The sequence below is a fragment of the Undibacterium sp. GrIS 1.2 genome (assembly GCF_040544435.1).
Classification (GTDB): domain Bacteria; phylum Pseudomonadota; class Gammaproteobacteria; order Burkholderiales; family Burkholderiaceae_D; genus Undibacterium.
This window is the reverse complement of record NZ_JBEONP010000012.1, coordinates 1-24,060: the sequence shown is the minus strand read 5'-3', so window position 1 is coordinate 24,060 and position 24,060 is coordinate 1. Positions and strand designations below refer to the sequence as shown.

Here is a 24,060-nt window from a genome sequence, read left to right as displayed (position 1 = left end):
TGTTTGAGCGAGTGACCGGCCAAAAGTCCGACAAGCTGCTCACAGACCAATTTTTATGGCGTTTGAATTCTAAAAAATGCCATAAATCAATATACTCCCCTTGGAAATCGGTAAAATTCATCTGTTAGCCAGACTTTATATGGACAACTAGAATATACCTAGTGGGAGTATATTTATTGGGAATATTCTTTAATCACGTTATTTATTACGCGAATGCACAATAATCTGCATTAATAACGGCGAGAAATTGACTCTGCAACGCAGGCAGGCCGGTCGCTGCCTTCACGTTCTATGGTGACTTCCCAAGTCATTTGCGCCCCATCTTTGATGTCTTCTACGCTGAGCAAACGCATTTTTGCGCGGACTTTGCTACCGGCTGGCACAGGCGAAACGAAGCGTACTTTGTTTAGCCCGTAATTGACTCCCATTTTGACGTCAGTCATGGTGATGGCATTTTGCATCAGCATCGGCAGCAACGATAAAGTCAAAAAGCCATGCGCGATCGGGCCACCAAATGGCGATTCACGCTTGCTGCGTTCGACGTCGATATGTATCCATTGCAGATCACCAGTCGCTTCGGCAAAGGTATTGATTCTTTGCTGAGTGACTTCAACCCAGTCTGATGTAGCGACTTCTTGTCCTACCAGTGATTTCAGTTCAGCTAAATTGTGGATTTCGCGCATGTTGTCTCCTGTCGGTTTTTTCAGTTTTATTGTTTTAGCTAATTCAATTGTGTGGATATGGTTTCTCGGAAGCGCTACTGAACTATTGCGCTACCGGACGCCGTCCAAACATTCCCATACCTTTGACTGTGCAGACTAGTTGGCCATGCTGATTCGTTGCACGCCACATGGTGACGACCACGCCGCGATCTAGCTTGGAGGTTGATGGACGACTTTCTAAAGTCTCGGCAGTTACGGTCAATGTGTCGCCAGGTCTTACCGGCAATATCCAACGTATTTCATCCAGACCGGGGGAGCCCATGCTGGTGGAATCGTTTAAAAATCCATCGACCACCAAGCGCATGATGATGCCGCAAGTGTGCCATCCACTTGCAATCACACCGCCAAAAATGGAGTCGCCAGCGGCGTCTTTATCGACATGAAAAGGTTGAGGATCAAACTGTTGCGCGAAGTGAATAATCTCTTCTTCAGTCAAGGTGCGTTGACCTAATTGGATTACGTTACCGGGGATGAAATCTTCGAAGTACCATTTATAGGTTTTTGCGGCCATGTGCGTCTCCACTCAAGGTGATCAGGGTGATACTGCAAATCATGCTGCCAATCGATAAAGAACAGACAGATTGACGATCTTACCCAAAGCCTTGTTCTGAGCAAAATCGTCAATAATGTTAAAGCTGGGCAAAGTTATTACGCCGCTTGTTTAAAACCAGGTTGTGCCACAAAGCGCGCCAGATGGTGATCTGTATCGCCTAATGACAGCTCTATCATGGTTAAGCGCTTAAACATATGCGCTGCTGGCAATTCGTTGGTTACGCCCATGCCACCGTGTAATTGCACCGCGCTTTGACCAACGAATCGCGCAGCCTGACCGACGCGTGCTTTGGCGGCAGACACCGTGCGACGGCGCTCTTCTACATCGCTGGACGACACTTTGACAGCGGCCAAGGTCGCCATTGACCGTGCCTGTTCCATTTCCATAAACATCTCTGCCATGCGATGTTGCAGCACTTGGAATTTACCGATAGGCACACCAAACTGCTGGCGTGTTTTTAAGTATTCCAAAGTGGCATTGGTGATTGCCTCAATCACGCCAACCGCTTCTGCGCAAAGTAACGTGACGCCGTAATCAGATGCTGCATCTAACAATTCCCAGCCTGCTGCCTCTACACCTAACAGAGCGCTCGCTGGTACCTGGACTTGGTCAAAATGGATATCCGCCGCGCGATACCCATCGATGGTGCGGTAATCACGACGGCTAACGCCTGCCGCTTTGGCATCAACGATAAACAGACTGATGCCCGTTGTGTCGCGTTGATTACCGCTACTGCGGGCAGAGACAATCAGGTGATCGGCTTGCGCGCCATGCAAGACGATCGTTTTTACGCCATTTAAGACAAAGCCATCTGCATTTTTGGTGGCAATGGTAACAATATCGAACAGATCATGGCGTGATTGCTTCTCTGCCAGAGCTGCGGCTAATTTGACTTCGCCACCAGCAACTTGCTCCAGAATTGCTGCATGTGAGCCAGCTTGTTTTAAAAATTCTGCGCCTAATACGGTCGCAAAATACGGCTCAATCACGATGCCACGACCGAGCTCTTGCATTACGATCAGCATATCAATCGCGCTACCGTCAAAGCCGCCCTGTGCCTCTGGAATAGGTAATGCCATAGCGCCCAATTCTGCCAATGCGGACCACGCGGTATCTGATACACCAGCCTCGGATCGAATGATGTGCTTACGTTGTTCGAAGTTATAGTCTTTGGCGACCCATCGTTTGATCGCATCTGCAAACTGTTGCTGTTCTTGCGTTAAGCTGAAATCCATAGTGTTCTCCTCACAGACCCAAGATCATTTGGGTGATGATATTTTTTTGTATCTCGTTAGAGCCGCCGTAGATCGATGTCTTACGGAAGTTGAAGTAATACGAGGCGAGCGGGGCAGCATCGTCGTCACCCATGATGCTGTTTTCTGTCTCACCATGCATAAACGCAGGGTCAAACGGCAAGCTGTAAGGACCGACTGCTTCGATCATCAATTCAGTCAGACGTTGCTGGATTTCTGTACCTTTGATTTTGAGCAATGAGGCTTCTGGTCCCGGACGGCCACTGTCTTGAGAGATCATACGTAGAACGGTGATTTCTAAGGCCATCAATTCGATTTCTAAACTAGCGACTTTGCTTGCGTACACAGGATCGTCAATTAACGGCTTACCATTTTTTTGATGTTCGGCAGCTACGCGCTTGAGGAACTCTAATTCACGTTTCGCACGTCCTACCGCCGCGATATTGGTGCGTTCGTGGCCGAGTAAATATTTGGCGTAAGTCCAGCCTTTATTTTCTTCACCGATCAGATTTTGCACTGGCACTTTTACGTTATCGAAGAAGACTTCATTCACTTCATGATCTTCATCCAGCATGATGATAGGGCGCACGGTAATGCCTGGTGTTTTCATGTCGATCAGCAGGAAAGAAATACCTTCTTGCTTGCGACCACCGGAGTCAGTACGCACCAGACAAAAAATCATATCGGCATGTTGCGCCAAGGTAGTCCAGGTTTTTTGGCCGTTGACGATGTAGAAATCACCGTCACGCTCGGCACGAGTTTTGAGTGAGGCTAAATCGGAGCCTGATCCTGGCTCGGAGTAACCCTGACACCACCAGTCATCACAATTCAAAATACGCGGCAGGTAATAGTCTTTTTGTGCCTGATTACCAAAGGCCATAATCACCGGAGCGACCATATTGACGCCGAATGGCAAGATCGCTGGTGTGCCAGCGCGGGCGCATTCTTCTTCAAAAATATGACGTTGTGTTGCAGTCCAGCCTGTGCCGCCAAATTCTTTTGGCCAACCAGTACCAACCCAACCCTGCTTGGCAAGGATTTTGTGCCAACGCACAAAGTCTTCACGTGACATACGCTTGTGGTTGAGCACTTTTTGTTTTAGATCAGCAGGCAGATTTGCCTCTAAATAGGTTCTTACTTCGTCACGGAAAGACAGGTCTTCCGCCGTGTAATTCAAATCCATGTTGTCTCCTCTTGTTATCGTAATCTGGTGCAATTTGGTACAGTTAGATTGGCGTGCCCGGTCAATGGCATGCAGAAAAACAGAAAAAAGCACGACCGTTCAAAACTAATTGTACAACGGAATCAAAATAAGGTGGAAAGCAAATAATCGGTTTTTTTCGGGTCACATTATTCTTCAAATTAGCTTCAAATTAGCTTCAAATTAGCTTGAAATTATGTTGATATGGTAATGAAAACGGTAATAAAAAAGCGAAACACCTGTTTCGCTTTTTTAACTACTTTCACCAACTATTCTTAACTAACAATTTAGATTCTCAATGAAAATGCTCAGACCCTTGCGGTGGAGCATCGTCCGGCATCTCTGCATGCACCAGTTCTGCTTCGGCATCTGCAAACAGAGGTGCGTGACAATCGTCGCAAAATTCCATCGCAAAAATATCCTCGATTTTATGGATATCGGTAATCCCACATTCAATCAAAATCTCTGGGATTTCGCCTATGCATAATTCGCCTGTTGGATTATCGATTGCATTGACCTGATCATCCGGTTGATACATCGGCCAGACAGCACCATAGACAACCTCGGGTTCTTTTTTGAGGATAAAGCTGATGCGATATTCGTCTACTTGCGCCGGGCTATCTTCTTCACTAAAACCCGCCACAACCACTTTTAGTTCGCTGGCCTCTATCTCTAAAGTTTGCGTTAAATAGAATACGGCAGAGCGTATCAGCGCAGGACGGATTTTGATATCAGCCTCACGGCAAGCGGTATAAAACGCCTCTGGCATCAGCAAATCAATATTACAACCCGGTAGCAGGCGCGTCATGATTGGTGATACCTGCTGTTGCCATTGGTCCAGCGCGGTCGCTTTGGCTTGCACGCAATCAAACGGTGATTCTATCGCTTGCCATTGGAATAAAGGCTGTCCTTGCGGCACAATCACGGCGGCCAACAAGAATCGTATATCGGCTAAAAACGGGATAACCGAGAGCAAATCTGTCGGGTGTTGCGGTGGCAAACCCTTTAATTGTGCCATCACCAAACGCTCTAGCAAATCGGATGTTTCGCTATGATTACGTGGTAACTGATCTAGTGAGTACAAAGTCGGTACCAGATGCAGTTGTGCTTGATCAGTCAATAAATGGGTCTGCAAATTTTTTGCTAACAACGCAGCCTGCTCTGAAGGGACTGCACCGTGTGCCATTTCAAAACGCGTCCATGCCAACACCGGTGCTGTGATCAGCAAGGCTTCGTACATTTTGCCTTCATACTCAAACGGATGCGAAGTACTCAGTGCTTCTAAAGTTTCGATAAAGACTTCGTAGGCTTCTGGATGATGCTGGAATAAATTTTCAGCCGCCGCATCGAGTATCGGATGATGGTTCTTGAGATTTTTTGTGACCAGATCATCCAGCTGAGCTTGCCAGGTATAGTCTTCAATACGGCTGGCAGACTGAGCGACAGCCAAGGCCAGATTAATCAGGCGTTGGCTTTCTACAGATAATTTACTACGTTTTTTTTGTGGTGGTCGGCGCATCAGGTTTTTAAATTTTCTTGTTATATTGTGTTTTACCAAATAAGGCTTCTTTGGCTTTATCGTCCAAAAGTGGTTTGCGTAAATCGGCTAATACTTTTACGCCACGTTGCACCGCAGGGCGGGCATCGATTGCATCAAACCAGCGTTTTGTGTTGGGAAAATCAGCCCAGTCTATCCCTTGGTTCGCTGCAGAACGTGCCCATGGGTAAGTCGCAATGTCAGCAATAGTATATTCATCACCAGCAAGATAAGCCGTTTGGCTCAATTGTTTTTCCAGTACACCATATAAACGTTTAGCTTCGTTAGTATAACGATCCACCGCGTACGCAATCTTGGTCGGTGCATAAATACGGAAATGATGCGCCTGTCCTAGCATAGGGCCAAATCCACCCATCTGAAACATCAGCCATTGCAAGGTCTGGTATTTTTCGCGGTCAGTTTTACCAAGTAATTTACCGGTTTTTCCAGCCAGATATAACAAAATTGCACCCGATTCAAATAGAGAAATCGGCTGTCCGTCAGGTCCATCCGCATCCACAATCGCGGGAATTTTGTTATTCGGAGAAATCGCCAAAAATTCAGGCTTAAATTGGTCTCCGGCACCAATATCAACAGGAATTGCCCGGTATGCCAAACCACATTCTTCCAACATGATATGAATTTTGTGACCGTTAGGGGTAGGCCAAGAGTAGACATCTATCATCAGTGTGCTCCATCAGAAAGGTTAGCAAGCTAAAAAACTTTGACCCTATTATGCAGAGGTTTGTGATTTTACGCACCGATTTGAATGAGCAATCTTTTTTGGGTATAAATTGAAGCTTGGTTGGGGTCTAAACTTGAGGCTATAACTGAGGGGGTGGAATTAAAACTAAAATCGATACCGATACTGGAGCAAGATTCATAAATCAAAATAAGTACAAAATTAAAAAAGACAAATGTAGAAAAATAGTTCTAGACAAGTCGTTCTAGAAAATATATTCTACTTCCATCGATAAAAAATCAATGGAAATTTCATGTCTATCATTACCGGTAAATCAAGCAAGAAAAAATCGGCAAGCGTTCCTAGGCCAACCACGGCCGAACTGGATTTGCTGCGGTTGATCTGGCAGCTAGGTCCAGCCACGGCAAAGCAGGTACATCAGATCGCCGTACAAGACCGGCCAGACATGGCGTATGCGACCGTTTTGCGTCTCATGCAGATCATGCATACCAAAGGTTTGCTCAACCGCGATGAGAGCCAACGCTCCCACGTCTACGCCGCTGCCCAGGCACAAGATTCTCTGCAAACCAATTTATTGAAAGAGTTAATCCATAAAGCGTTTTCAGGTTCTGCAAAAGATTTAGTAATGGCGGCTTTGCGTGGTCATGTCAGCAAAGAGGAGAGGGAAGAGATACAAAAGTTTTTGCATGGAGATGAGAAATGATGGATTTCATCAAATCGCTACTGTATCCGGCATTGTATTTTTCTGATTCGGAGTTTGGTACCAATGTTAGCTCTGGTTTTGCCACCATCCACACTTGTGTTAGCGCCATTGGCTGTGCGCTGATTCACTTCGTCTGGCAAGGGGGCATCATTGCTTCTACTACTGCTTTTTTATTGATGATTTTTAGAAATGCCAGACCACAAATCAGATACTCCATCAGCTGTTTTGCTTTGATCTTATGCGTCATTTTGCCAACGGCTATGGTGATTGATCGGCTTCATTCCTCTGGAGCGGCAGTTCAAAATGTCAGTCTGAGCAATGCCTATCTCGATCTCATGCCAGATACTTTGTCTACCCAGAGATTTGCCAGCTATTTGCAATCTAATTTACTTTGGATCGTTCTGTGCTGGCTAGTCAGTGTGATTATTTTAAGCTTTCGCATGGGTATGGGTTTATTTTGGATCAGCAGATATACGGATACAAAACGCAACTTGCTATGCAATCAGGCAAATGCACATTGGCAAACTAGACTTACTACATTGGCAAACCAGTTTGGCGTGCGTCGTGATATTGGTTTGCGCGTGGTGGATGATTTAAAAAGTCCGATCACAGTTGGCTGTTGGCGACCATTGATTCTTGTGCCAGCCTCGCTAATGACAGGTATGCCAGCACCGTTGCTAGAAGCTTTGTTAGCGCACGAGCTTGCACACATCAGCCGCTTTGATTATGCCGTCAATCTGATTCAAAGTTTGATTGAAATGCTGTTGTTCTACCACCCGGCCGTGTGGTGGATATCAAAACAAATCCGTATAGAACGTGAACAAATTGCGGATGATCTAGCCGCAAGAATACTAGCCGAACCGCGGCGTCTGGCTCTTGCACTTCAAGAATTGGATCTCTTCCAATTCTCAACCCCTCAACTGGCCCAAGCGGCTCATGGAGGACATCTTATGTCTCGTATCAAACGATTATTGCGCCCGGAAGTACAGCCGATTAACTGGAAAGCAGCAATGTCAGTAGTTACTTTATCTGCAGTTTGTTTAAGTGTGTATGCACATTCAGCTTCGCACGCTAATCCGCAAGCTGATCCAAATACTAGTGGTGTTGTTAAATCAAATGCCGGAAAACAAGCTAGCAGCGCGTCAACACACAAAATAACTGATCCAATCATTGACTTTAACAAGTGTCATCCAGAATATCCAAGTGACTCCCTGGCAAAGGGTGAGGAAGGTAGCGTATATATGTCCGTATTGATTGATCGTGATGGCACCATCAAACAAACAAACCTAGATAAATCAAGTGGTTTTCCTGCTTTGGATGAGGCGGTATCAAAAAAATTATTAGCCTGCACCATGAAAGCAACTCCGGGGAAAGTTGATGGCAAGTCACGATTAGCATGGGTCAAGGTTCAGTATGTTTGGAGACTCGATTAAATTCGATGTGCTAATTAATTAGCTAGAGAAGTTCATCGGCGTAGTGCTTGCTTTAAAAAGTAGGGCATAGATTGGCATTATGTACGATGAGCTTTTCGTTAAATGGTTACAACTTTGCTACTTGGTTGTTGCTGACGTAATACTTGGTATTCAATACTTGATATCGGACTTAAAGTGCTCAAACTCATATTGTCTTTTTTTATTATTTTAGCTTGCACTAACAATAGCGATGCTTCGCAGTTGCCAGAGTATCCGTTCATCCACACAAGCGGTTTTGCTTATGCCAAAGTGCAGCCAGACTTTGGCGAAATCTTGTTTGAGATTAACGTTATTGATACTGATCCAGATGTGGCTTTTAATAATGCTGCAGCCCGCATAACAGATATAAAAACCCTGTTGGCACAACAAAATATTGCAGAGAACGATATCGTCATCCGTGATTTAAAAAGAAGTGTTAGCAAGACTGACGGTAGCCAAAGCCCATCTACTTCGCTGGTCGAATTGAGCAGTAATATATATATCAAAGTACGCGACCTGAGTCATTGGCAAGCCATCATGTTGCCGATATTAAAGTTAAAAAATCTGGATAAGTTTGGTACGGCGTTTGACATTAGCGAACGTGGAAAAATTGAACTGGATTTAGCCGGTGAGGCGATCAAAGATGCTCAACGCAAGGCTAGTAGTTTGGTGAATATTGCAGGTAAACGCCTAGGTGCGGTCATGGCGATTTCGGAAAGCCGCATCAAAAATTTAGGCTCATCTTTTGGCGTCGTCAGCGAGAACGCTTACTCACAAGACAGCGATACGCGTCTGCAAACCGCAGGGGAAGATTTACTGACTATACCACCACTCAAATTACAGGCAACGATTGATGTGATATTTGAGATGAAGCCTAAGTCGGCTAAATAAATAATGGAGCTTAGCTACGAAGAAATAGTGGACGCATCATTTAGTGAAAGTTCTCCTCTCAACAAAAAAAACTCCTAGCAATGCAGGAGTATTTTTAAGAGAATTACATTGATAATCAAAAAAGCTATATGAAAAATAAGGTTATTTTTCGGTTTAAAATTATATCCATAACCTAAATTCGTGCAGAGCTATTTGTTATTTTATTGGGTTTATTAAGTTAAGGCAGAGTGATCGTGATATTGGCAGCCTTCGGTGCAAGCTTCACTACATCGTTATAAGCGTTGATGCTGTTTTCCGTTGATTTGTGTAGCATCCAGTTGAGTCCGGTATAACCAGAGATTGCTATCAGCGCAAATACTGAACAGATAATCCATAACGGAACTTCATTACGAAGCTTGTTGATAATTTGATCGGGGCGCGCCCAATGCGGTGCAAACCCGGCACTTTTCCCTTTCATCAGAGCGATTTCATCTCCTAGGCGAGCAGTCAGGTAGTTGAGTTTTTCTGATCCCTCAATAATATATTTGCCCTCAAATCCCAGCAGCAGACACATGTGAAAAACTTCTAGTGCCTGGATATGGGCAGATCCACGTGTTCGCAGTTCCTCTAAGCGATTAAAGAAGTTTTCACCGGCAAGTTGATCGCCGAAAATCGCTAGTTGAAGAGGGCGACGTTCCCATGCATCCCGGATACCAAATTGTGATCGCAAAATAATCTCATCTACCGCTGCACAAAATGCATATTTGGCGGCATGGATGTCATCGGCGGAGGTATTCATCTTCTTTGCTTTGCGATCAAAGTCATCAAGAAACCGACTGACGTTATCCGAGAATTTGGCTTCGTCTTGAGGTGCGCAGCGATTTTTTAACATGAACAAGGCATAAAAGCCGTCATACATTAAATCGAGTAAAGAATGTGGTGTGAACGAGTTATCAGTCGTAGTAAATTGTGCCTGATTATTTCCTAATAAAGAGGGCGCTGAGGAAGATGTTGAATTCATCATGATGTTACTGCCAAAAGTTCAAGTTTAAGATCACGTATGCCTGATGGCACATAAATAGAAATAGATTGTGCTTGCAACATACGTTCGTACAAAGGGCCTTTATTTTCTATCAAAAAGTAAAACGTGTCGGGTCGCACGGGAACTGCAGACGGTACTTGCGGAGAGTGAACAAGTTTGACACCCGGCATTGCTGACAAGACAAATTTTTCTACATCGTCAGGTGCGCCGATTTTAAATCGTAACGGGACGATATCGACTAGCTCTATTGCTGCCAAATCAGCGGAAACTGCGACATACAGACTGGTTTCATTCGTAATTTTCCCAGAATCAAGCGCGCCGTGGTGATACGAGGGCTTAATCTCAGTGAGATTAATAGAAAAATATTTAGATGAAATGACCGTATCCAACAACTCTTTTATGATTGAGTGCAATTTGGCAAAACATGGTCCAGGATCTTGATGTACGTAAGGAGGTAAATCCGTTAATGAGCTGCTTTTTGAGTAAGTGAGCAAAGATCCAGCCAACCCTAATAATTGCTCATACAAACGTTCTGGATGCAGGCTAGGGTGATGCAGATAATGACTGAGTGATGCAAAAGCCGCACTCGCTGTATGCAATAACCAGAAGGAAGAAATATCCCCAGAACGGAATTCAATAACATTTTTACTCGGCTCGCGATGATGTCCGTACAAAGCGTTTACTTTCGCTTGTAATGCATCCATTAATTTACGGAGCTGAATAAATAACATAGGTGCGCTGCGAATGGACAAGCTTGGGGCTACAAAACTGGTGTCTAATTCAAACCCACCTGTCGAGGCACGGCGCAAGCGTATGACCGGGAAGTTGACATACGAATCACGTGGTTCAAGCTCAGATACTAAACGTACTGTCTTCTTAAGATAAGTTAATTCTGCATTAACCGCTTGGGTGAACAAATCTGGCGTATCAATATTCGTTTGAACATAACGAGTGGAGTTGTTAGCAGTTGCAACAGGTGCAAAATTGCCACCGAAGCTCTTCATTGCAGGCAACGCTATATAGTAAGTAATCGTTTGTTGTGACAAAGGTATGTCACTTAGATCAATAGCATCAGGGAGGTCGTCAACCGCTGGCGCTTTGACCATTTCTCCATCTTGAAAGATCAAAGATAAATCAAGTAGCCGCAAAGTATTATTTGTGAGCGCATCTTTATCACATTGGATATTGATTACACCCCACGAATACGGTTGTAGAGCTTGTGCCATCTCATGTAAACGACGCTCATGATATTGGTCTTGTTGCTGGAAATGTTGAGGGCGGAGAAAAAGACCTTCTCCCCATAAAACTTTGGAATTGATATTCACGTCGGTTTTCTCTTTTAACTGGATAACTATTTCATTGCCAATTTATTGGCAATGTACCGAGGATAGACTGGCGATGTCATCCCCAACTAATTTAATGGCTGACCCTACGCCAACAGTGAGTGCGCATGCATGCATACCGATAGTAATGCCAGTCTTCTCTACATCCGCAGCTGGAAACGTTGCTCGCCAACGCTGATTTGCCGGCGATCTGAATAATGCAACTACACCAATAAAGTAAGCCTCTTGGCTTACTTTTTCCTCAGCGTGATAGCGCTGACCTGGAACCAGAGTGATTTCTTTTACTTCCATCAAATCAGAGCCAAGTACATCTTTCTCTTTTTGTGGATTTAAAAAAGTGTCATAGCTGGTTTGTTGAAAATTTGCGCTTTGTCGAAGTTTGTATACCCGTGCAATCAGCGCAAGCGGGCGGCCATTGGCGTCGACATTTAAATTTTCTGATGCATGAAGATTAATTTGGATTGTTCTGGGTAATTTTTGCGCATCTGGAAGCTCAGGAATCTCTGGCTTTTTTACGCCGACAACTTCTAGGGCGCTGTTTGTAGCAGTGCTAACTGCAGCGCAGCCAGAAATGGCCAACATGATTGCCAACCCAATTATTCGATAGGCATAAAAAATTTTAATCATTGATTTTCGTTTTGTGCAATTAATAATATTTGGCAAGTGAGTATGTATTGCTTTACAAATTAAATCCCATCACAGATGAGTAATTTGATTGCTGTATTTGCATTATAAAATAAGCAATGCTATGCCGCCATCTTTTTTTGATAACTAAATTATTAAAAAATATTTATATATTTGCATTTAAGATATTGTGTATATGTAATTCCATATTATTAATAATTAAGCTTATAGGAATATATAGAAATTTAGTTCCGATAGTATTCCGTAAACGGTGAAAGATTGCGTAAAGAATAATTAATTATTTAAAACTATTTTCAAATTGCTATTGCTAAAAAAATAAAGAAGCTATAAAATTCTATCAATACTTAATTAATTTACATCATTTTAATTGGGTTTAAGGTTTAATTGATTCGTCTAAGAGAGTGAAATATGTTGGTTCAGAAATTAAAAATTTTATCCTGTATCTCTTTGCTGTCGCTTCTAGCAGCTTGCGCAGAAGCTCCAAAAAAAGTTGTTGAAGTAGCGCCGCCTAGTCTTGAAACTATGATGACTCAGGCATCCGCAGCATCAGATGCTGGTCAGCCCGAAAAAGCCGTTGGCTTATTAAAAACTGCTGCTGGTACTTATCCCGCCGACAAGGCACCTTGGTTGCAAATGGCGCAAATGAACTTTGATCGCGCAAATTATGGCAATGCTATTACTAATGCTTTGGAAGTATTGCAACGTGATGCTAACGACAATGTCGCAAATAGCATCATCGCAGTAAGCGGACTCCGTCTATCAACAAAAGCATTGGCTGATCTAAGCCAACGTAGCAATTTGACTGGCTCAGTTCGCACGGAAGCTCAAGATCTTGCCAAGCTATTGAGAGAGAGTTTGGGCGAAACAGTATTGGTGCCTGCCAGAGCGAAGCCAGTTGTTAGTTCGACCAGTAAGCCAGCTACTGCAACATCAAGTCCAAGTGCTGCAAAGGGTGCTGCAAGTAAGCCAGCTACTGTCGAGGCTCAAAAATCAGACAGTAATCCTTTCGGTTCCTTGAAATAAAAGAGTCGTAAGAAAATTCGAAATCAGTCCGAAATTTTTCGGGTCATTTTTTAGTCTCATAGGGGAACTGTAATGGCAAAGCAAGAAAGTGTACAAAAACGGTTGCAAAAAGTGCGTCCACCGCGCGTGCAAATGACTTATGACGTCGAAATTGGTGACGCTATTGAGCAAAAAGAGTTGCCGTTTGTGATGGGTGTTGCTGGTGACTTCGGTGGCAAATCAGAGTTGCCACAGCAGCGATTAAAAGATAGAAAGTTTGTCGCGATTGACCGCGATAATTTTGATGAGGTAATGAAAGGTTTGCAGCCAAGAGCTGTTTATCGTGTCGCGAACGAGTTGACTGAAGATGGTGGTGAATTTGCTGTTGATCTTAAGTTTCAGTCGATGGAGGATTTTCGTCCTGAATCAATCGTGCAGCAAGTAGAGCCTTTGAAGAAATTGTTAGAAGCTCGTACAAAGTTGGCTGACCTTCGTAATAAATTAGCGGGAAATGAAAAGCTGGAAGATATCTTGAATGACGTGCTTAGCAGTACAGAAAAACTCGCCGCTTTAAGTCAGCAGTCCACTAAGCAAGGATCTTGATATGTCAGCACAACAATTATCACCTACAGCCTCTGCAGGTACAACTGAACTTGGTTTGTTGGATGAAATCGTCGAACAGAGTAAAGTTGCAAAATCATTAGTGGAACATGCTCGTGCAAAAGATATTATTTCTGAATTGGTTAGTCAGGTTTTGCAAGGCACGGTCGTCGTTTCTGAGAATCTTGCGGCAACAATTGACGCACGCGTTGCAGAACTAGATCAACTGATTTCCAAGCAGTTAAGTGCAGTGATGCACGCGCCAGAATTTCAAAAGCTGGAAGGTAGCTGGACCGGATTAAATTATTTGGTAAAGAACACGTCTACTAGCCAAAATCTGAAAATTAAGATGATGAACGTGACTAAGAAAGAATTAGTCAAAGATTTTCAGAGCGCCTTAGAGTTTGATCAAAGTGCAATGTTCAAAAAAGTGTACGAAGAGGAATTCGGTACTTTTGGTGGCGCCCCGTTTGGTGCTTTGATTGGCGATTTTGAAGTCACTCGTCAGCCAGAGGACATGTACCTGATTGAGCAAATGTCTCATGTCGCTGCTGCTGCCCACGCACCTTTCATTTCTGCAGCTTCTCCAGAATTATTTGGATTAGAAACCTACAGCGACCTCGGAAAGCCACGTGATTTATCCAAGGTATTTGATACCGTTGAATACGCCAAATGGAAATCTTTCCGTGAGTCTGAAGATTCCCGTTATGTTGGTTTGACTTTGCCACGTTTCCTCGGGCGTTTGCCATTTAATCCAAGAGATGGCGCAACCGTTGAAGGCTTCAATTATGTGGAAGACGTTGATGGTACCGATCATGCCAAATATCTATGGTGCAACGCTGCCTACGCATTCGGCACCAAGTTGACTAAAGCATTTGACGATTTTGGCTGGTGTGCAGCCATTCGTGGTGTTGAAGGTGGTGGCTTAGTTGAAGATTTGCCTACTCATACTTTCAAAACGGATGAAGGTGAAGTCGCACTGAAATGTCCGGCTGAGATTGCCATCACAGATCGTCGTGAAAAAGAATTAAGTGATCTTGGTTTTATCTCCTTGGTGCATTGCAAAGATACAGACTACGCGGCATTTTTTGGTGCGCAGTCGACTCAAAAAGCCAAGAAGTACAACACAGATTCTGCTAATGCGAACGCTGTTTTGTCCGCACAACTTCAATACATTTTTGCCGTATCACGTATCGCACATTACATGAAAGCGATGATGCGCGACAAGATCGGCAGTTTTGCTGCCGCATCCAATGTAGAGGATTTCCTGAATCGCTGGCTTACACAATATGTATTGTTGGATGACAACGCCAGTCAGGAGCAGAAAGCCCAGTTCCCTTTACGGGAAGCATCAGTCCAAGTGTCGGAAGTGCCGGGCCGTCCGGGTGTTTACCGAGCGGTAAGTTTTTTACGTCCGCATTTCCAATTGGATGAATTATCTGTATCGCTCCGTTTGGTCGCGGAGTTGCCTCAATCGACCAAGTCGTAATTTTTTTTAATTTTTACTTAATTAGGATGACAAATAATGGCTATCGACGTCTATTTGCAAATTGATGGTATCAAAGGTGAATCCACTGATACTGACCACAAAGACTGGATTGAATGCACAGGCGTTCAATGGGAAGTTCTCCAGCCAAAAACTGCTACTTCTTCAACAGGTGGCGGCCACACAGCTGAGCGTTGCGAGCATAAAGACATCGTAATTTCTAAACTTGCGGATCTTTCTACTCCATTGCTGCTTCAAAATAGCTCTTCTGGAAAAACAATTCCAAAGGCAAAATTTGAATTCATGCGCGCAGATGCACAAGGTCAGCGTATCAAATATTTCGAAATCGAATTGGAAAATGTATTGATCGGTGGCGTATCTCCTGAGATCGCTCCTGGCGCAATTTTGAGCGAAGAAGTTCGTTTCAAATATTCCAAAGTGAAATGGAAATACACGCAACAAAAAGTCAACGGTGGTTCAGGCGGTAATACTTCCGGTGGTTGGGATTTGTCTGCTAACAAGACAATCTAAGTTTTTTGAGTAAAATCCGCGGCTGAGGTTGGCCGCGGTATTTTTTTGGATACATATTGATGCATGGTTTTGCCCCAGGTTTGTTGGATAAATTAATACCAGATAGCAGACATACTTCGTCTGGTGATACGGTGGCACGGCTTTCAATGGAAGACCTGAAAGATACAGTTGCGCGTGATTTGGAAGCGCTGCTCAACACCAGAAAAGTGATTTCTGAAGAGTTGTTAATGTCCTATCCAGAATGTACTAAATCGATAGTGACATACGGATTAAATGATTTTGCTGGTTTAAGTTTAGCCAGCACAGACGATAGAGCTTATATCTGCCGTGCTTTAGAACAAACGATTGCCAGGCATGAACCTCGGCTGCGCAACGTAAAAGCCTCATTAGAGGTGCAGCAGGGTTCGATCAATCGATTAAATTTTGCTATTTCTGCGCTCTTAGTCGTGCATCCTGCGCAAGAGCCTGTCAGTTTTGATGCTGTACTGCAGCCATCGAGCTTGCATTATTCCATCAGTAAAACACGTCGGACAACGCGGAGTATTTAATGGATGATTTACTCCCGTATTACGAGCGTGAATTAGGATTCTTGAGGCGCTATTCCCGAGAATTTTCTGAGCGTTATCCGAAAATTGCCGGACGTTTGCTGATGGTAGGTGAGGTCTGTGAAGATCCCCACATCGAGCGGATGATACAGTCATTTGCATTATTGAATTCGCGTATATCAAAACGTCTTGATGATGATTATCCTGAGTTTACGGAAGCGTTATTCGACGTTTTATATCCTCATTACTTACGTCCTTTTCCATCTTGCTCTATTGCCCGCCTGGATTACAGCGCTGCGGCCGCGCAGCTGACGACAGCGACACAGATTCCCAGATCGACTGAGCTGACGACTCGTCCAGTGAAGGGAGTCGCCTGTAAATTTAAGACGGTCTATGACGTTACTGTCGCGCCAATTCGCTTGTCCCAAGTGAAATTTAACGCGATTGCATCTCCACCGGAAGCCGTTATGTTGCCGCCGAAAGCGACATCGACCATCAGCATTACGATTGATGCGACTTCCATGCAAGCAGGGATTGCCCAACTGAACATTCAGTCTCTGCGGGCATTTATCGATGGAGAATCCTCATTTTGCGCTGGCTTGAGAGACAGTCTGTTCATGCGCACTCTATGCGCTTATGTTGAAGTAGATCAGAGCGGCCGTTGGCTTGCGCTGAATAAAACACCAGTTAAAGGCGTCGGCTTTGACGAAGAGGAAGCATTGATTCCATTTGCTTCTAGATCGCATCCCGCATATCGATTATTGACCGAATATTTTACCTTCCCAGAAAAATTCAATTTTTTTGATATCGATATGGAGGCAATCAACAAGCTCTTACCGACATCGGCACGCTCGTTCACTCTACATCTAGCGTTAAGTGGTTTACGTGCAGATTCTAATATGGCGCGTATGTTGGGGAGTTTGTCTTCAAACAATATCCTGCTCGGATGTACTCCGGTGGTTAATTTGTTTAAACAGCGCGGTGATCCGATCCGCTTGACTCATGCCGCAGCCCATTATCCTGTTGTTGCTGACTCGCGCCGCGCATTTGCGTATGAAGTACACAGTATTGATTCTGTGAAGTTGGTACGGCAGACGCCTCAGGGTGAATCTATTACTGAATTCCGTCCCTTTTATTCTTTACGACATGGCGAGACTTCAGAAAAATCCGGGCATTTTTGGGTTGCACATCGCGATGAGATGGTGGCGTTAAAAAGTCCAGGATACGAGACTGAAATTTCTATCGTTGACATCGACTTTGATCCGGCAGTGGTTGAAACTCAAACGCTTAGCCTAGATCTGACTTGCTGCAATCGCGATTTGCCAGCATCGCTTTCGTACGGGTTGCCAGGTGGTGATCTATTTTTGGAGGGCGGCTCTATGGTGCGCTCCATTAGTTTTCTGCGTAAACCGACAGAATCTTATCGCTTTGAAAGAGGGCGGGGCGCGCATTGGCGACTAATCTCTCATTTATCACTGAATCATTTATCTTTATCCAAAGGTGGTTTAGAGGCGTTTCAGGAAATGCTCAATCTCTATGATCTGCCCAGATCAGCGACATCGCAACGTCAGATTGGCGGCGTGATTGCAATTGAACATAAAGCAGCAAAAGCCTGGTTGCCTGGCAATCCATTTGCGTGTTTGGTTCGCGGTATTGAAGTGCGTTTGACGATTGATGAAGAAAGTTTTGTCGGTAGCGGTATTCATGTATTTGCGCATATCGTTGATCGTTTTTTAGGACTGTATGTCACCGCCAATAGTTTTACCCAATTGGTTATTGTGTCAAATAAAACTGGGGAGGAACTGCTGCGATGCTTGCCACGAAGCGGAGATTTGAGCCTAGTGTAATCCAGCAATTATTGGATGAGCCCTATCGGTTTCAGTTTTTTCAAGCTGTCAGAGTCTTTGAACTTTGGCTCAAGCAAAATGGCGTGTCGCATGACAATGCCGTGGCAGAGTATGTGCGCTTTAAGAATAGAGTGTCACTGAGCTTTCCGGCGAGCGAGATAGATACGCTAACGCTTTATCCTACAAGCATACAAAAAACGGATGACGAACTACTTTTTGCATTACGTAGTGGTGAGCTTGGGCATATAGGATTGACGCCGTCGTTTATGGGTTTTTTGGGTGGGAATGGAACGTTACCGGCGCATTATACCGAGCGCATTTCTGAACAATTGATATTTGAAAAAGACGAAGGACCAAAGGCCTTCCTGGATACTTTTTCTAATCGAGCAGTTGCTCTGTTCTATCAGGCATGGCGTAAATACCGTTTAGAGCTGAAGTATGAATTAGGTGGGCAGGATAAATTTCTACCTTTGCTGTTGTCGCTAGCTGGTTTGAATCATCCTAGTTTACACGACCGGAATCATGACGAGGATGAAGGTGTTCTCGATCAAACCATGGGGCATTACGCAACGGCGTTGATGCAGCGCCCAATCTCTGCAGCCTATATGCAGCAGGTGCTTAGTGAATATTTTGCCGTCCGGGTGGCGATCGAACAATTTATCGGTTTTTGGTATGAGGTACCCCAACATCAACAAACGATGTTGGGTGCGACAAATGCCACGCTGGGGTCCGAGGCCATGGTTGGTGCCAGAGTCTGGCAACGTGATTTACGTATGCGAATAGTAATAGGGCCGCTCGCAAAGAAAGAGTTTGAAAATTTCTTACCTGGTGCTCGTGCTGCGAGATCTCTGGAGAAAATGTTGACGATGTTTAGCAACCTTTGCCTTGAATACGAAGTGCAATTGATCTTGCGTAAAGAGGATGTAGAGGGAACGAGTTTAGCCGCAGAGCGATCCAGTGGTCGTTTAGGTTGGGATAGTTTTCTGACTACTGGCGAGGTTGCCGAAGATAGACAAGATGTGCAGTACGCAATTCATGCCTTATAGCTTAGGCACTAACTAAATGAGATATCTACATAAACCTGAGTAAGTACAAAATTCTGTACTGAGGTAACTGCCAAGATAAGTACCAACGTATAAAAGATTCGCTTGATAGATTAGCTTGATAAATCAGATCAAATCTGAGATCAAAGCTGCCATAAAAAGACATGCAGCAGCTCGAAAGATATGCGCAACAGCCAACAAATTGTAGATGTAAATAAATTAAACAAGGAAATGCAGTGATGAGTATCAATCTCAAGACATTGATTAGCAAACTGAACGAAACTTCTCGTACTGCCGCAACCCGTGCAGCAACTATTTGCGTTGGCCTAGGCCAATATGAGGTTGATATTGAACACTTGTTTTTAGCGTTGCTAGAGCAAGCGCAAAGCGATTTTGTCGTGATTGCCCGCCGTTGCGGTATCAGTGTCACTAGCCTTGAAGCTGACTTGCGTAATGAGATTAATCGTTTCAAAACGGGTAATTCCCGCACACCTGTGTTTTCACCGCACTTGCCAAAATTATTTGAACATGCCTGGCTGATTGCTTCTTTGGACAATCAGACAGGTAAAGAGCATCAGATTCGTAGCAGTCATTTATTGTTAGCGTTGCTGACCGAGCCTGATCTGGCGCAATTGGCGTATCGCGGTTCTAAATTATTCGTCAAATTTAAATTAGACGATTTGAAACATGATTTGGATAAATTGACTGCCGGCTCACAAGAGAGCAACGTTGTGTCCTCCGCTACGGCTGATCCTGCTAATGACGAGGGTGGCGATCCAGCTGGCGATATGATCAACAAACCGGCGGCGACCAAGATACCGGCCTTAGATCAATTTACGACTAATCTCACGCAACGCGCGCGCGACGGTAAAGTTGATCCTGTCATCGGTCGTGATATGGAGATTCGTCAGGCGATTGATATTTTGATGCGTCGTCGCCAGAACAATCCTATTTTGACGGGTGAAGCGGGTGTAGGTAAAACCGCCGTAGTCGAGGGCTTGGCATTACGAATCGCACAGAAAGACGTGCCAGAAATTTTGCATGGTGTTGAAATTCATACGCTGGACATGGGCTTGTTACAGGCCGGTGCCAGTGTCAAAGGTGAGTTCGAAAACCGTCTCAAAAACGTCATTGATGAAGTTAAAAAAAGTCCTCACGCCATCATCCTGTTTATTGATGAAGCGCACACCATGATCGGTGCCGGCGGACAGGCCGGCCAAAATGATGCGGCTAATCTGTTAAAGCCGGCTCTGGCACGTGGTGAGTTACGTACTATCGCAGCGACGACCTGGAGCGAATATAAAAAGTATTTTGAAAAAGACGCCGCTTTAGCAAGACGTTTCCAGGTCATCAAAGTAGAAGAGCCATCCGAAGAATTGGCTTGTGCGATGCTGCGCGGTATGGCACCTTTGATGGAAAAACATTTTAACGTGCGTGTCTACGATGAGGCGATTACCGAGGCTGTTCGGCTATCGCATCGCTATATCAGCGGCCGACAATTGCCGGATAAGGCGATCAGTATTTTGGATACCGCCTGCGCCAAAGTCGCACTCGGTCAAAATGCGACTCCAGTGTTACTGGAGAATATTCATAAGCAATTAGACAGAATCAATGCTGAAATCGCCTCACTAGACAGAGAGCAAAATACCGGCAGCAAACATACTGTACGCCTGCAAGAATTGCGTGATTTATCAGCATCACTCAACGCGGAGCAACAGATATTGAGTGCCCGTTGGGAGCAAGAAAAAGTTTTAACTGAAAAAATCAAAGCACTACGTTCCAAACTTGAAGATGCCGGCAAACCAGATGAGAGTTCTGCTTCAATAAACGATGCAGACAAAGCGCTAGATAAAACATCCAATAACGAATTGGATAAAACCACTGCGGCAAAATCTGCAAAAAAAGTAAAAAACACTAAGCAAAATGATACGCAAAATGACGAGCTGCAAGCGTTGTTAGATCAGTTAAAACAGTTGCAGGGCGAGACACCGATGGTGCCAGTGCAGGTGGATGGTCATATCGTCGCAGAGATCGTCGCTGCATGGACCGGTATTCCGCTCGGCAAAATGGTGAAAGACGAGATCAAAACGGTGTTGAATTTAAAGGCCTTATTGCAAGAGCGTGTCTTGGGACAAACGCATGCTATCGAGGCCGTCGCGCAAAGAGTGCGTACCTCCCGCGCCAATTTGGATGATCCGAATAAACCAAAAGGCGTGTTTCTGTTTGTTGGCCCATCTGGTATCGGTAAGACCGAAACTGCGCTGGCCTTAGCCGATACATTGTACGGCGGCGAGCGCAAACTGGTTACGATCAACATGAGTGAATATCAGGAGGCGCATAGCGTTTCTGGTCTCAAAGGTTCGCCGCCGGGCTATGTCGGTTATGGCGAGGGCGGTGTCTTGACCGAGGCTGTACGACGCAATCCTTATAGCGTTGTGTTGCTGGATGAGGTAGAAAAAGCCCATCCAGACGTGTTGGAATTATTCTTCCAGGTATTTGATAAAGGTGTGATGGACGATGCGGAAGGTCGTGAGATCGACTTCAAAAATACCATCATTATTCTGACGTCTAATGTGGCATCCAGTCTAATGATGCAAGCCTGCCTCAACAAACAAGGCGATGATCTGCCAACACCGCTCATGCTAGAAGAACAGATTCGTCCGCAGTTGATGAAGGCATTCAAACCTGCATTCCTGGGTCGGTTAAAAGTGATTCCGTTTTACCCAATTGCAGACGATATTTTGGTACAAATTATCGAGCTAAAACTCAAGCATATTCAAAAACGAATCAGCGTTAATCACAAGGCTGAATTTACCCATGACGATGCTTTGGTCGATGCCGTATTGGCACGTTGCACGGAAGTTGATTCCGGTGCGCGTAATGTAGACAATATCCTGAACGGCACGCTGCTACCAGAAATCGCAGAAAGTGTGCTTGCAAAAATGGCCGAGGGAGCGAGCATCGCTAAGATTAAAGTCACCGCCAACAAGCAAGGGCAGTTTAAGTACGTGATCAAATAAGGACACTGAAATAGCCGTTAAAATCTTTACCAAGACAGCAAGCTATTTACCAGTAACGATATAAATACTGGTGGTATGTATATTTTAGTTGTCCATAGGTTCCTTGGTCAATAAGACATATTTGGTGAAAATAATGGGGAGTATATTCAAATCAGTTAATTTATATGTATCTGCGACAAAAAAATCTGACGTTGATGATGTGTATTTATTGATCGATTTAAACTAGTCCCCAGCTTGAGTTTAGTTTGAGTTCGGCATGGTTAAGGCTATGACTAAGACTGAGCAAACGCATTTTTTAAACAATGATCTTTGCCGTAAGGTGAAGCTAGTGTGGTGCTGAAGATGGTATTCAATCTCGTGTCTAATTTGTATTGCCAGGTGCAATACTCAAGATGACATTGACCGTCTCGCCATGTGCTTGCAAGAGAGTATCCGGCAAGCTTATGGTGCACCGCACGTATTACTCTTGAAGTTGATTCAGATCATGAAACCTGCCGACATGTTAGACACGCTGATCGCCCATCTGCAGAATGGTTGGGGCCAAGAGGATCGGCTGCTGCGCTTAACGACGACCAGCAACGGTACCAGCAACACCAACGCCCAACTATTAGCAGAATCCTTCAAAGGGGTAGAAAGCCTCAATGATGGATTCCGCTTCGAGATCACTGCACTTTCCACCGATGCGCATATCGAATTAAAAAGCCTGTTAGGCCAACCCGTCCTGCTAGAGTTATTAACGGCCAACAGTCGCACTGAGTTGCGTCCCTTTCACGGACATATCACTAGCTTAGAAACGGTAGGCAGCAACGGCGGACTCGCTCGTTATCGCCTCATCGTAGAACCGTGGACCGCCATGCTGGCAATGGGACGTGACAGCACCACCTATCAAGACATGACGGTGTTCCAGATACTCGACGCCATCTTTCAAGACTACCAAGGCCAAGGCACACTCAGTCCGCAATGGCGGCTAGAGATTGCCGACACCACGATCTACCCCAAACGCTCACTCACCACCCAATATCAGGAAAGTGATCTCGCTTTTATCCAGCGCCTGCTGCATGAAGAAGGTCTCTTCACCTGGATAGAGCATCAAGGTGACGCCACCAGTCCCACCTTAGGCAGCCACACGTTAGTGATTGCCGATCACAACGGCGCATTCCAGCCCAACGTTCAAGCGCAGATCGACTACACCCAACCCGGCGCGATGATGCGTCGTGACAGCATCGACCGCTGGCGCAGCCAACGTCGCTGGCAGACCAACGGCATCGAACTCCAAAGCTGGGACTACCGGCAAATCAACACCCGTCCTCTGCAATCGCACAGCGCCAATGGTAATAACGACGGCAGCGATGGCAACATACCACTGGTATCCCAAGACACCCCTGGTAGTTACAGCTACGAAAGCAGAGACCAAGGACAACGTATCGCCAATAACCGTAAGCCCTCCATAAACCCCAGATAGCGAGCAGATTTCGTGATTTTTATCGATTTTCGTTCAAAGGTGTGATTCAGGAGAGCTGGCTTAATTTTCCATGAGCTGCTGTGAACGGCAATTCCATGGCAGTAATGCCTCTACATCCTCAACTGTTTTAGCTGCTGGCAATTCGCGCAACACCCGTCGGAGCCAGAGATAAGGCTCTAAGCCGTTGGCCTTGGGTAAGCCCTCCATAAACCCCAGATAGCGAGCAGATTTCGTGATTTTTATCGATTTTCGTTCAAAGGTGTGATTCAGGAGAGCTGGCTTAATTTTCCATGAGCTGCTGTGAACGGCAATTCCATGGCAGTAATGCCTCTACATCCTCAACTGTTTTAGCTGCTGGCAATTCGCGCAACACCCGTCGGAGCCAGAGATAAGGCTCTAAGCCGTTGGCCTTGGCAGTTTCTACCAGCGAATAAATGATGGCACTGGAATTGGCACCGGCGACGGTGTCGCTAAAAAGCCATGCTTTACGGCCGATCACAA

At 45.0% G+C, this 24,060-nt stretch carries 23 protein-coding genes; 12 read left to right on the top strand and 11 right to left on the bottom strand.

Annotation, left to right across the window (positions count from 1 at the left end):
* Positions 1-230: 230 nt before the first annotated feature.
* The 6 genes from AAKU61_RS07085 to AAKU61_RS07060 form a co-directional block, all read right to left on the bottom strand.
* Complete coding sequence (locus AAKU61_RS07085) at positions 231-683, bottom strand: MaoC family dehydratase (RefSeq protein ID WP_354330848.1); 453 nt, start codon at positions 681-683, stop codon at positions 231-233.
* Between the two features lie 82 nt (positions 684-765).
* The gene (locus AAKU61_RS07080) at positions 766-1,233 is read right to left on the bottom strand and encodes a MaoC family dehydratase (RefSeq protein WP_354330846.1); all 468 of its coding nucleotides are present in this window, start codon (positions 1,231-1,233) and stop codon (positions 766-768) included.
* Between the two features lie 137 nt (positions 1,234-1,370).
* Positions 1,371-2,510: an acyl-CoA dehydrogenase family protein gene (locus tag AAKU61_RS07075; protein ID WP_354330844.1), complete on the bottom strand. Its 1,140-nt coding sequence runs from the start codon at positions 2,508-2,510 to the stop codon at positions 1,371-1,373.
* Positions 2,511-2,520: 10 nt separating this feature from the next.
* Entirely contained in the window at positions 2,521-3,711 is a 1,191-nt protein-coding gene (locus AAKU61_RS07070; RefSeq protein ID WP_354330842.1) for an acyl-CoA dehydrogenase family protein, read from the bottom strand.
* 313 nt (positions 3,712-4,024) lie between these two features.
* Complete coding sequence (locus AAKU61_RS07065; RefSeq protein ID WP_354330840.1) at positions 4,025-5,248, bottom strand: DUF2863 family protein; 1,224 nt, start codon at positions 5,246-5,248, stop codon at positions 4,025-4,027.
* A gap of 7 nt (positions 5,249-5,255) precedes the next feature.
* On the bottom strand, positions 5,256-5,951 hold the full coding sequence (locus AAKU61_RS07060; protein WP_354330838.1) for a glutathione binding-like protein: 696 nt from the start codon (positions 5,949-5,951) through the stop codon (positions 5,256-5,258).
* Between the two features lie 310 nt (positions 5,952-6,261).
* On the opposite strand from AAKU61_RS07060, the gene AAKU61_RS07055 reads away from it, so the two are divergent.
* The 3 genes from AAKU61_RS07055 to AAKU61_RS07045 all read left to right on the top strand — a co-directional run bounded on the left by AAKU61_RS07055 (position 6,262) and on the right by AAKU61_RS07045 (position 9,014).
* Positions 6,262-6,672, top strand: coding sequence for a BlaI/MecI/CopY family transcriptional regulator (locus AAKU61_RS07055; protein ID WP_354330836.1), 411 nt, complete (start codon positions 6,262-6,264; stop codon positions 6,670-6,672).
* Positions 6,669-8,105, top strand: coding sequence for a TonB family protein (locus tag AAKU61_RS07050; protein WP_354330834.1), 1,437 nt, complete (start codon positions 6,669-6,671; stop codon positions 8,103-8,105). Before AAKU61_RS07055 ends, AAKU61_RS07050 begins: the two co-directional genes overlap by 4 nt.
* A 174-nt stretch (positions 8,106-8,279) precedes the next feature.
* Entirely contained in the window at positions 8,280-9,014 is a 735-nt protein-coding gene (locus tag AAKU61_RS07045) for an SIMPL domain-containing protein (protein WP_354330832.1), read from the top strand.
* A gap of 217 nt (positions 9,015-9,231) precedes the next feature.
* On the opposite strand, the gene icmH is transcribed toward AAKU61_RS07045, so the two are convergent.
* From icmH to tssJ, 3 genes are read right to left on the bottom strand one after another with little or no spacing between them, the layout of a single operon-like run.
* Positions 9,232-10,014 (bottom strand): type IVB secretion system protein IcmH/DotU, encoded by a 783-nt coding sequence (icmH, locus tag AAKU61_RS07040; protein WP_354330972.1) that lies wholly within the window; start codon positions 10,012-10,014, stop codon positions 9,232-9,234.
* Positions 10,014-11,360, bottom strand: a complete 1,347-nt coding sequence (tssK, locus tag AAKU61_RS07035) for a type VI secretion system baseplate subunit TssK (RefSeq protein WP_354330830.1) — start codon at positions 11,358-11,360, stop codon at positions 10,014-10,016. Before tssK ends, icmH begins: the two co-directional genes overlap by 1 nt.
* 42 nt (positions 11,361-11,402) lie before the next feature.
* The gene (gene tssJ, locus AAKU61_RS07030) at positions 11,403-12,005 is read right to left on the bottom strand and encodes a type VI secretion system lipoprotein TssJ (RefSeq protein ID WP_354330828.1); all 603 of its coding nucleotides are present in this window, start codon (positions 12,003-12,005) and stop codon (positions 11,403-11,405) included.
* Between the two features lie 426 nt (positions 12,006-12,431).
* Between tssJ and AAKU61_RS07025 the strand changes: the two genes are divergently transcribed.
* From AAKU61_RS07025 to AAKU61_RS06985, 9 genes are all read left to right on the top strand, one after another.
* Positions 12,432-13,046: a tetratricopeptide repeat protein gene (locus tag AAKU61_RS07025; RefSeq protein ID WP_354330827.1), complete on the top strand. Its 615-nt coding sequence runs from the start codon at positions 12,432-12,434 to the stop codon at positions 13,044-13,046.
* A 72-nt stretch (positions 13,047-13,118) separates the two neighbouring features.
* Positions 13,119-13,628, top strand: coding sequence for a type VI secretion system contractile sheath small subunit (tssB, locus tag AAKU61_RS07020; protein WP_354330825.1), 510 nt, complete (start codon positions 13,119-13,121; stop codon positions 13,626-13,628).
* Position 13,629: 1 nt separating this feature from the next.
* On the top strand, positions 13,630-15,114 hold the full coding sequence (gene tssC, locus AAKU61_RS07015) for a type VI secretion system contractile sheath large subunit (RefSeq protein WP_354330823.1): 1,485 nt from the start codon (positions 13,630-13,632) through the stop codon (positions 15,112-15,114).
* Between the two features lie 36 nt (positions 15,115-15,150).
* On the top strand, positions 15,151-15,642 hold the full coding sequence (locus tag AAKU61_RS07010) for an Hcp family type VI secretion system effector (protein ID WP_354330821.1): 492 nt from the start codon (positions 15,151-15,153) through the stop codon (positions 15,640-15,642).
* Between the two features lie 59 nt (positions 15,643-15,701).
* The gene (tssE, locus tag AAKU61_RS07005) at positions 15,702-16,190 is read left to right on the top strand and encodes a type VI secretion system baseplate subunit TssE (RefSeq protein ID WP_354330819.1); all 489 of its coding nucleotides are present in this window, start codon (positions 15,702-15,704) and stop codon (positions 16,188-16,190) included.
* Complete coding sequence (gene tssF / locus AAKU61_RS07000; RefSeq protein ID WP_354330817.1) at positions 16,190-18,034, top strand: type VI secretion system baseplate subunit TssF; 1,845 nt, start codon at positions 16,190-16,192, stop codon at positions 18,032-18,034. The genes tssE and tssF overlap by 1 nt, the downstream gene beginning before the upstream one ends.
* Complete coding sequence (tssG, locus tag AAKU61_RS06995; protein WP_354330815.1) at positions 17,998-19,080, top strand: type VI secretion system baseplate subunit TssG; 1,083 nt, start codon at positions 17,998-18,000, stop codon at positions 19,078-19,080. Before tssF ends, tssG begins: the two co-directional genes overlap by 37 nt.
* A 236-nt stretch (positions 19,081-19,316) precedes the next feature.
* Positions 19,317-22,097 (top strand): type VI secretion system ATPase TssH, encoded by a 2,781-nt coding sequence (gene tssH, locus AAKU61_RS06990; RefSeq protein WP_354330813.1) that lies wholly within the window; start codon positions 19,317-19,319, stop codon positions 22,095-22,097.
* A 412-nt stretch (positions 22,098-22,509) separates the two neighbouring features.
* Positions 22,510-23,559 carry a type VI secretion system Vgr family protein gene (locus tag AAKU61_RS06985; protein ID WP_354330811.1) on the top strand — a complete coding sequence of 350 codons (1,050 nt, stop codon included), beginning with the start codon at positions 22,510-22,512 and terminating at the stop codon, positions 23,557-23,559.
* A gap of 60 nt (positions 23,560-23,619) precedes the next feature.
* Here the strand turns inward: AAKU61_RS06985 and AAKU61_RS06980 are convergent, their stop codons facing one another.
* Together AAKU61_RS06980 and AAKU61_RS06975 are read right to left on the bottom strand one after the other, a co-directional pair.
* Entirely contained in the window at positions 23,620-23,766 is a 147-nt protein-coding gene (locus AAKU61_RS06980; protein WP_503012588.1) for a transposase domain-containing protein, read from the bottom strand.
* Positions 23,767-23,839: 73 nt separating this feature from the next.
* Positions 23,840-24,060, bottom strand: a 221-nt coding sequence (locus AAKU61_RS06975; protein WP_354330809.1) for a transposase domain-containing protein, incomplete at its 5' end; no start/stop codon positions are given.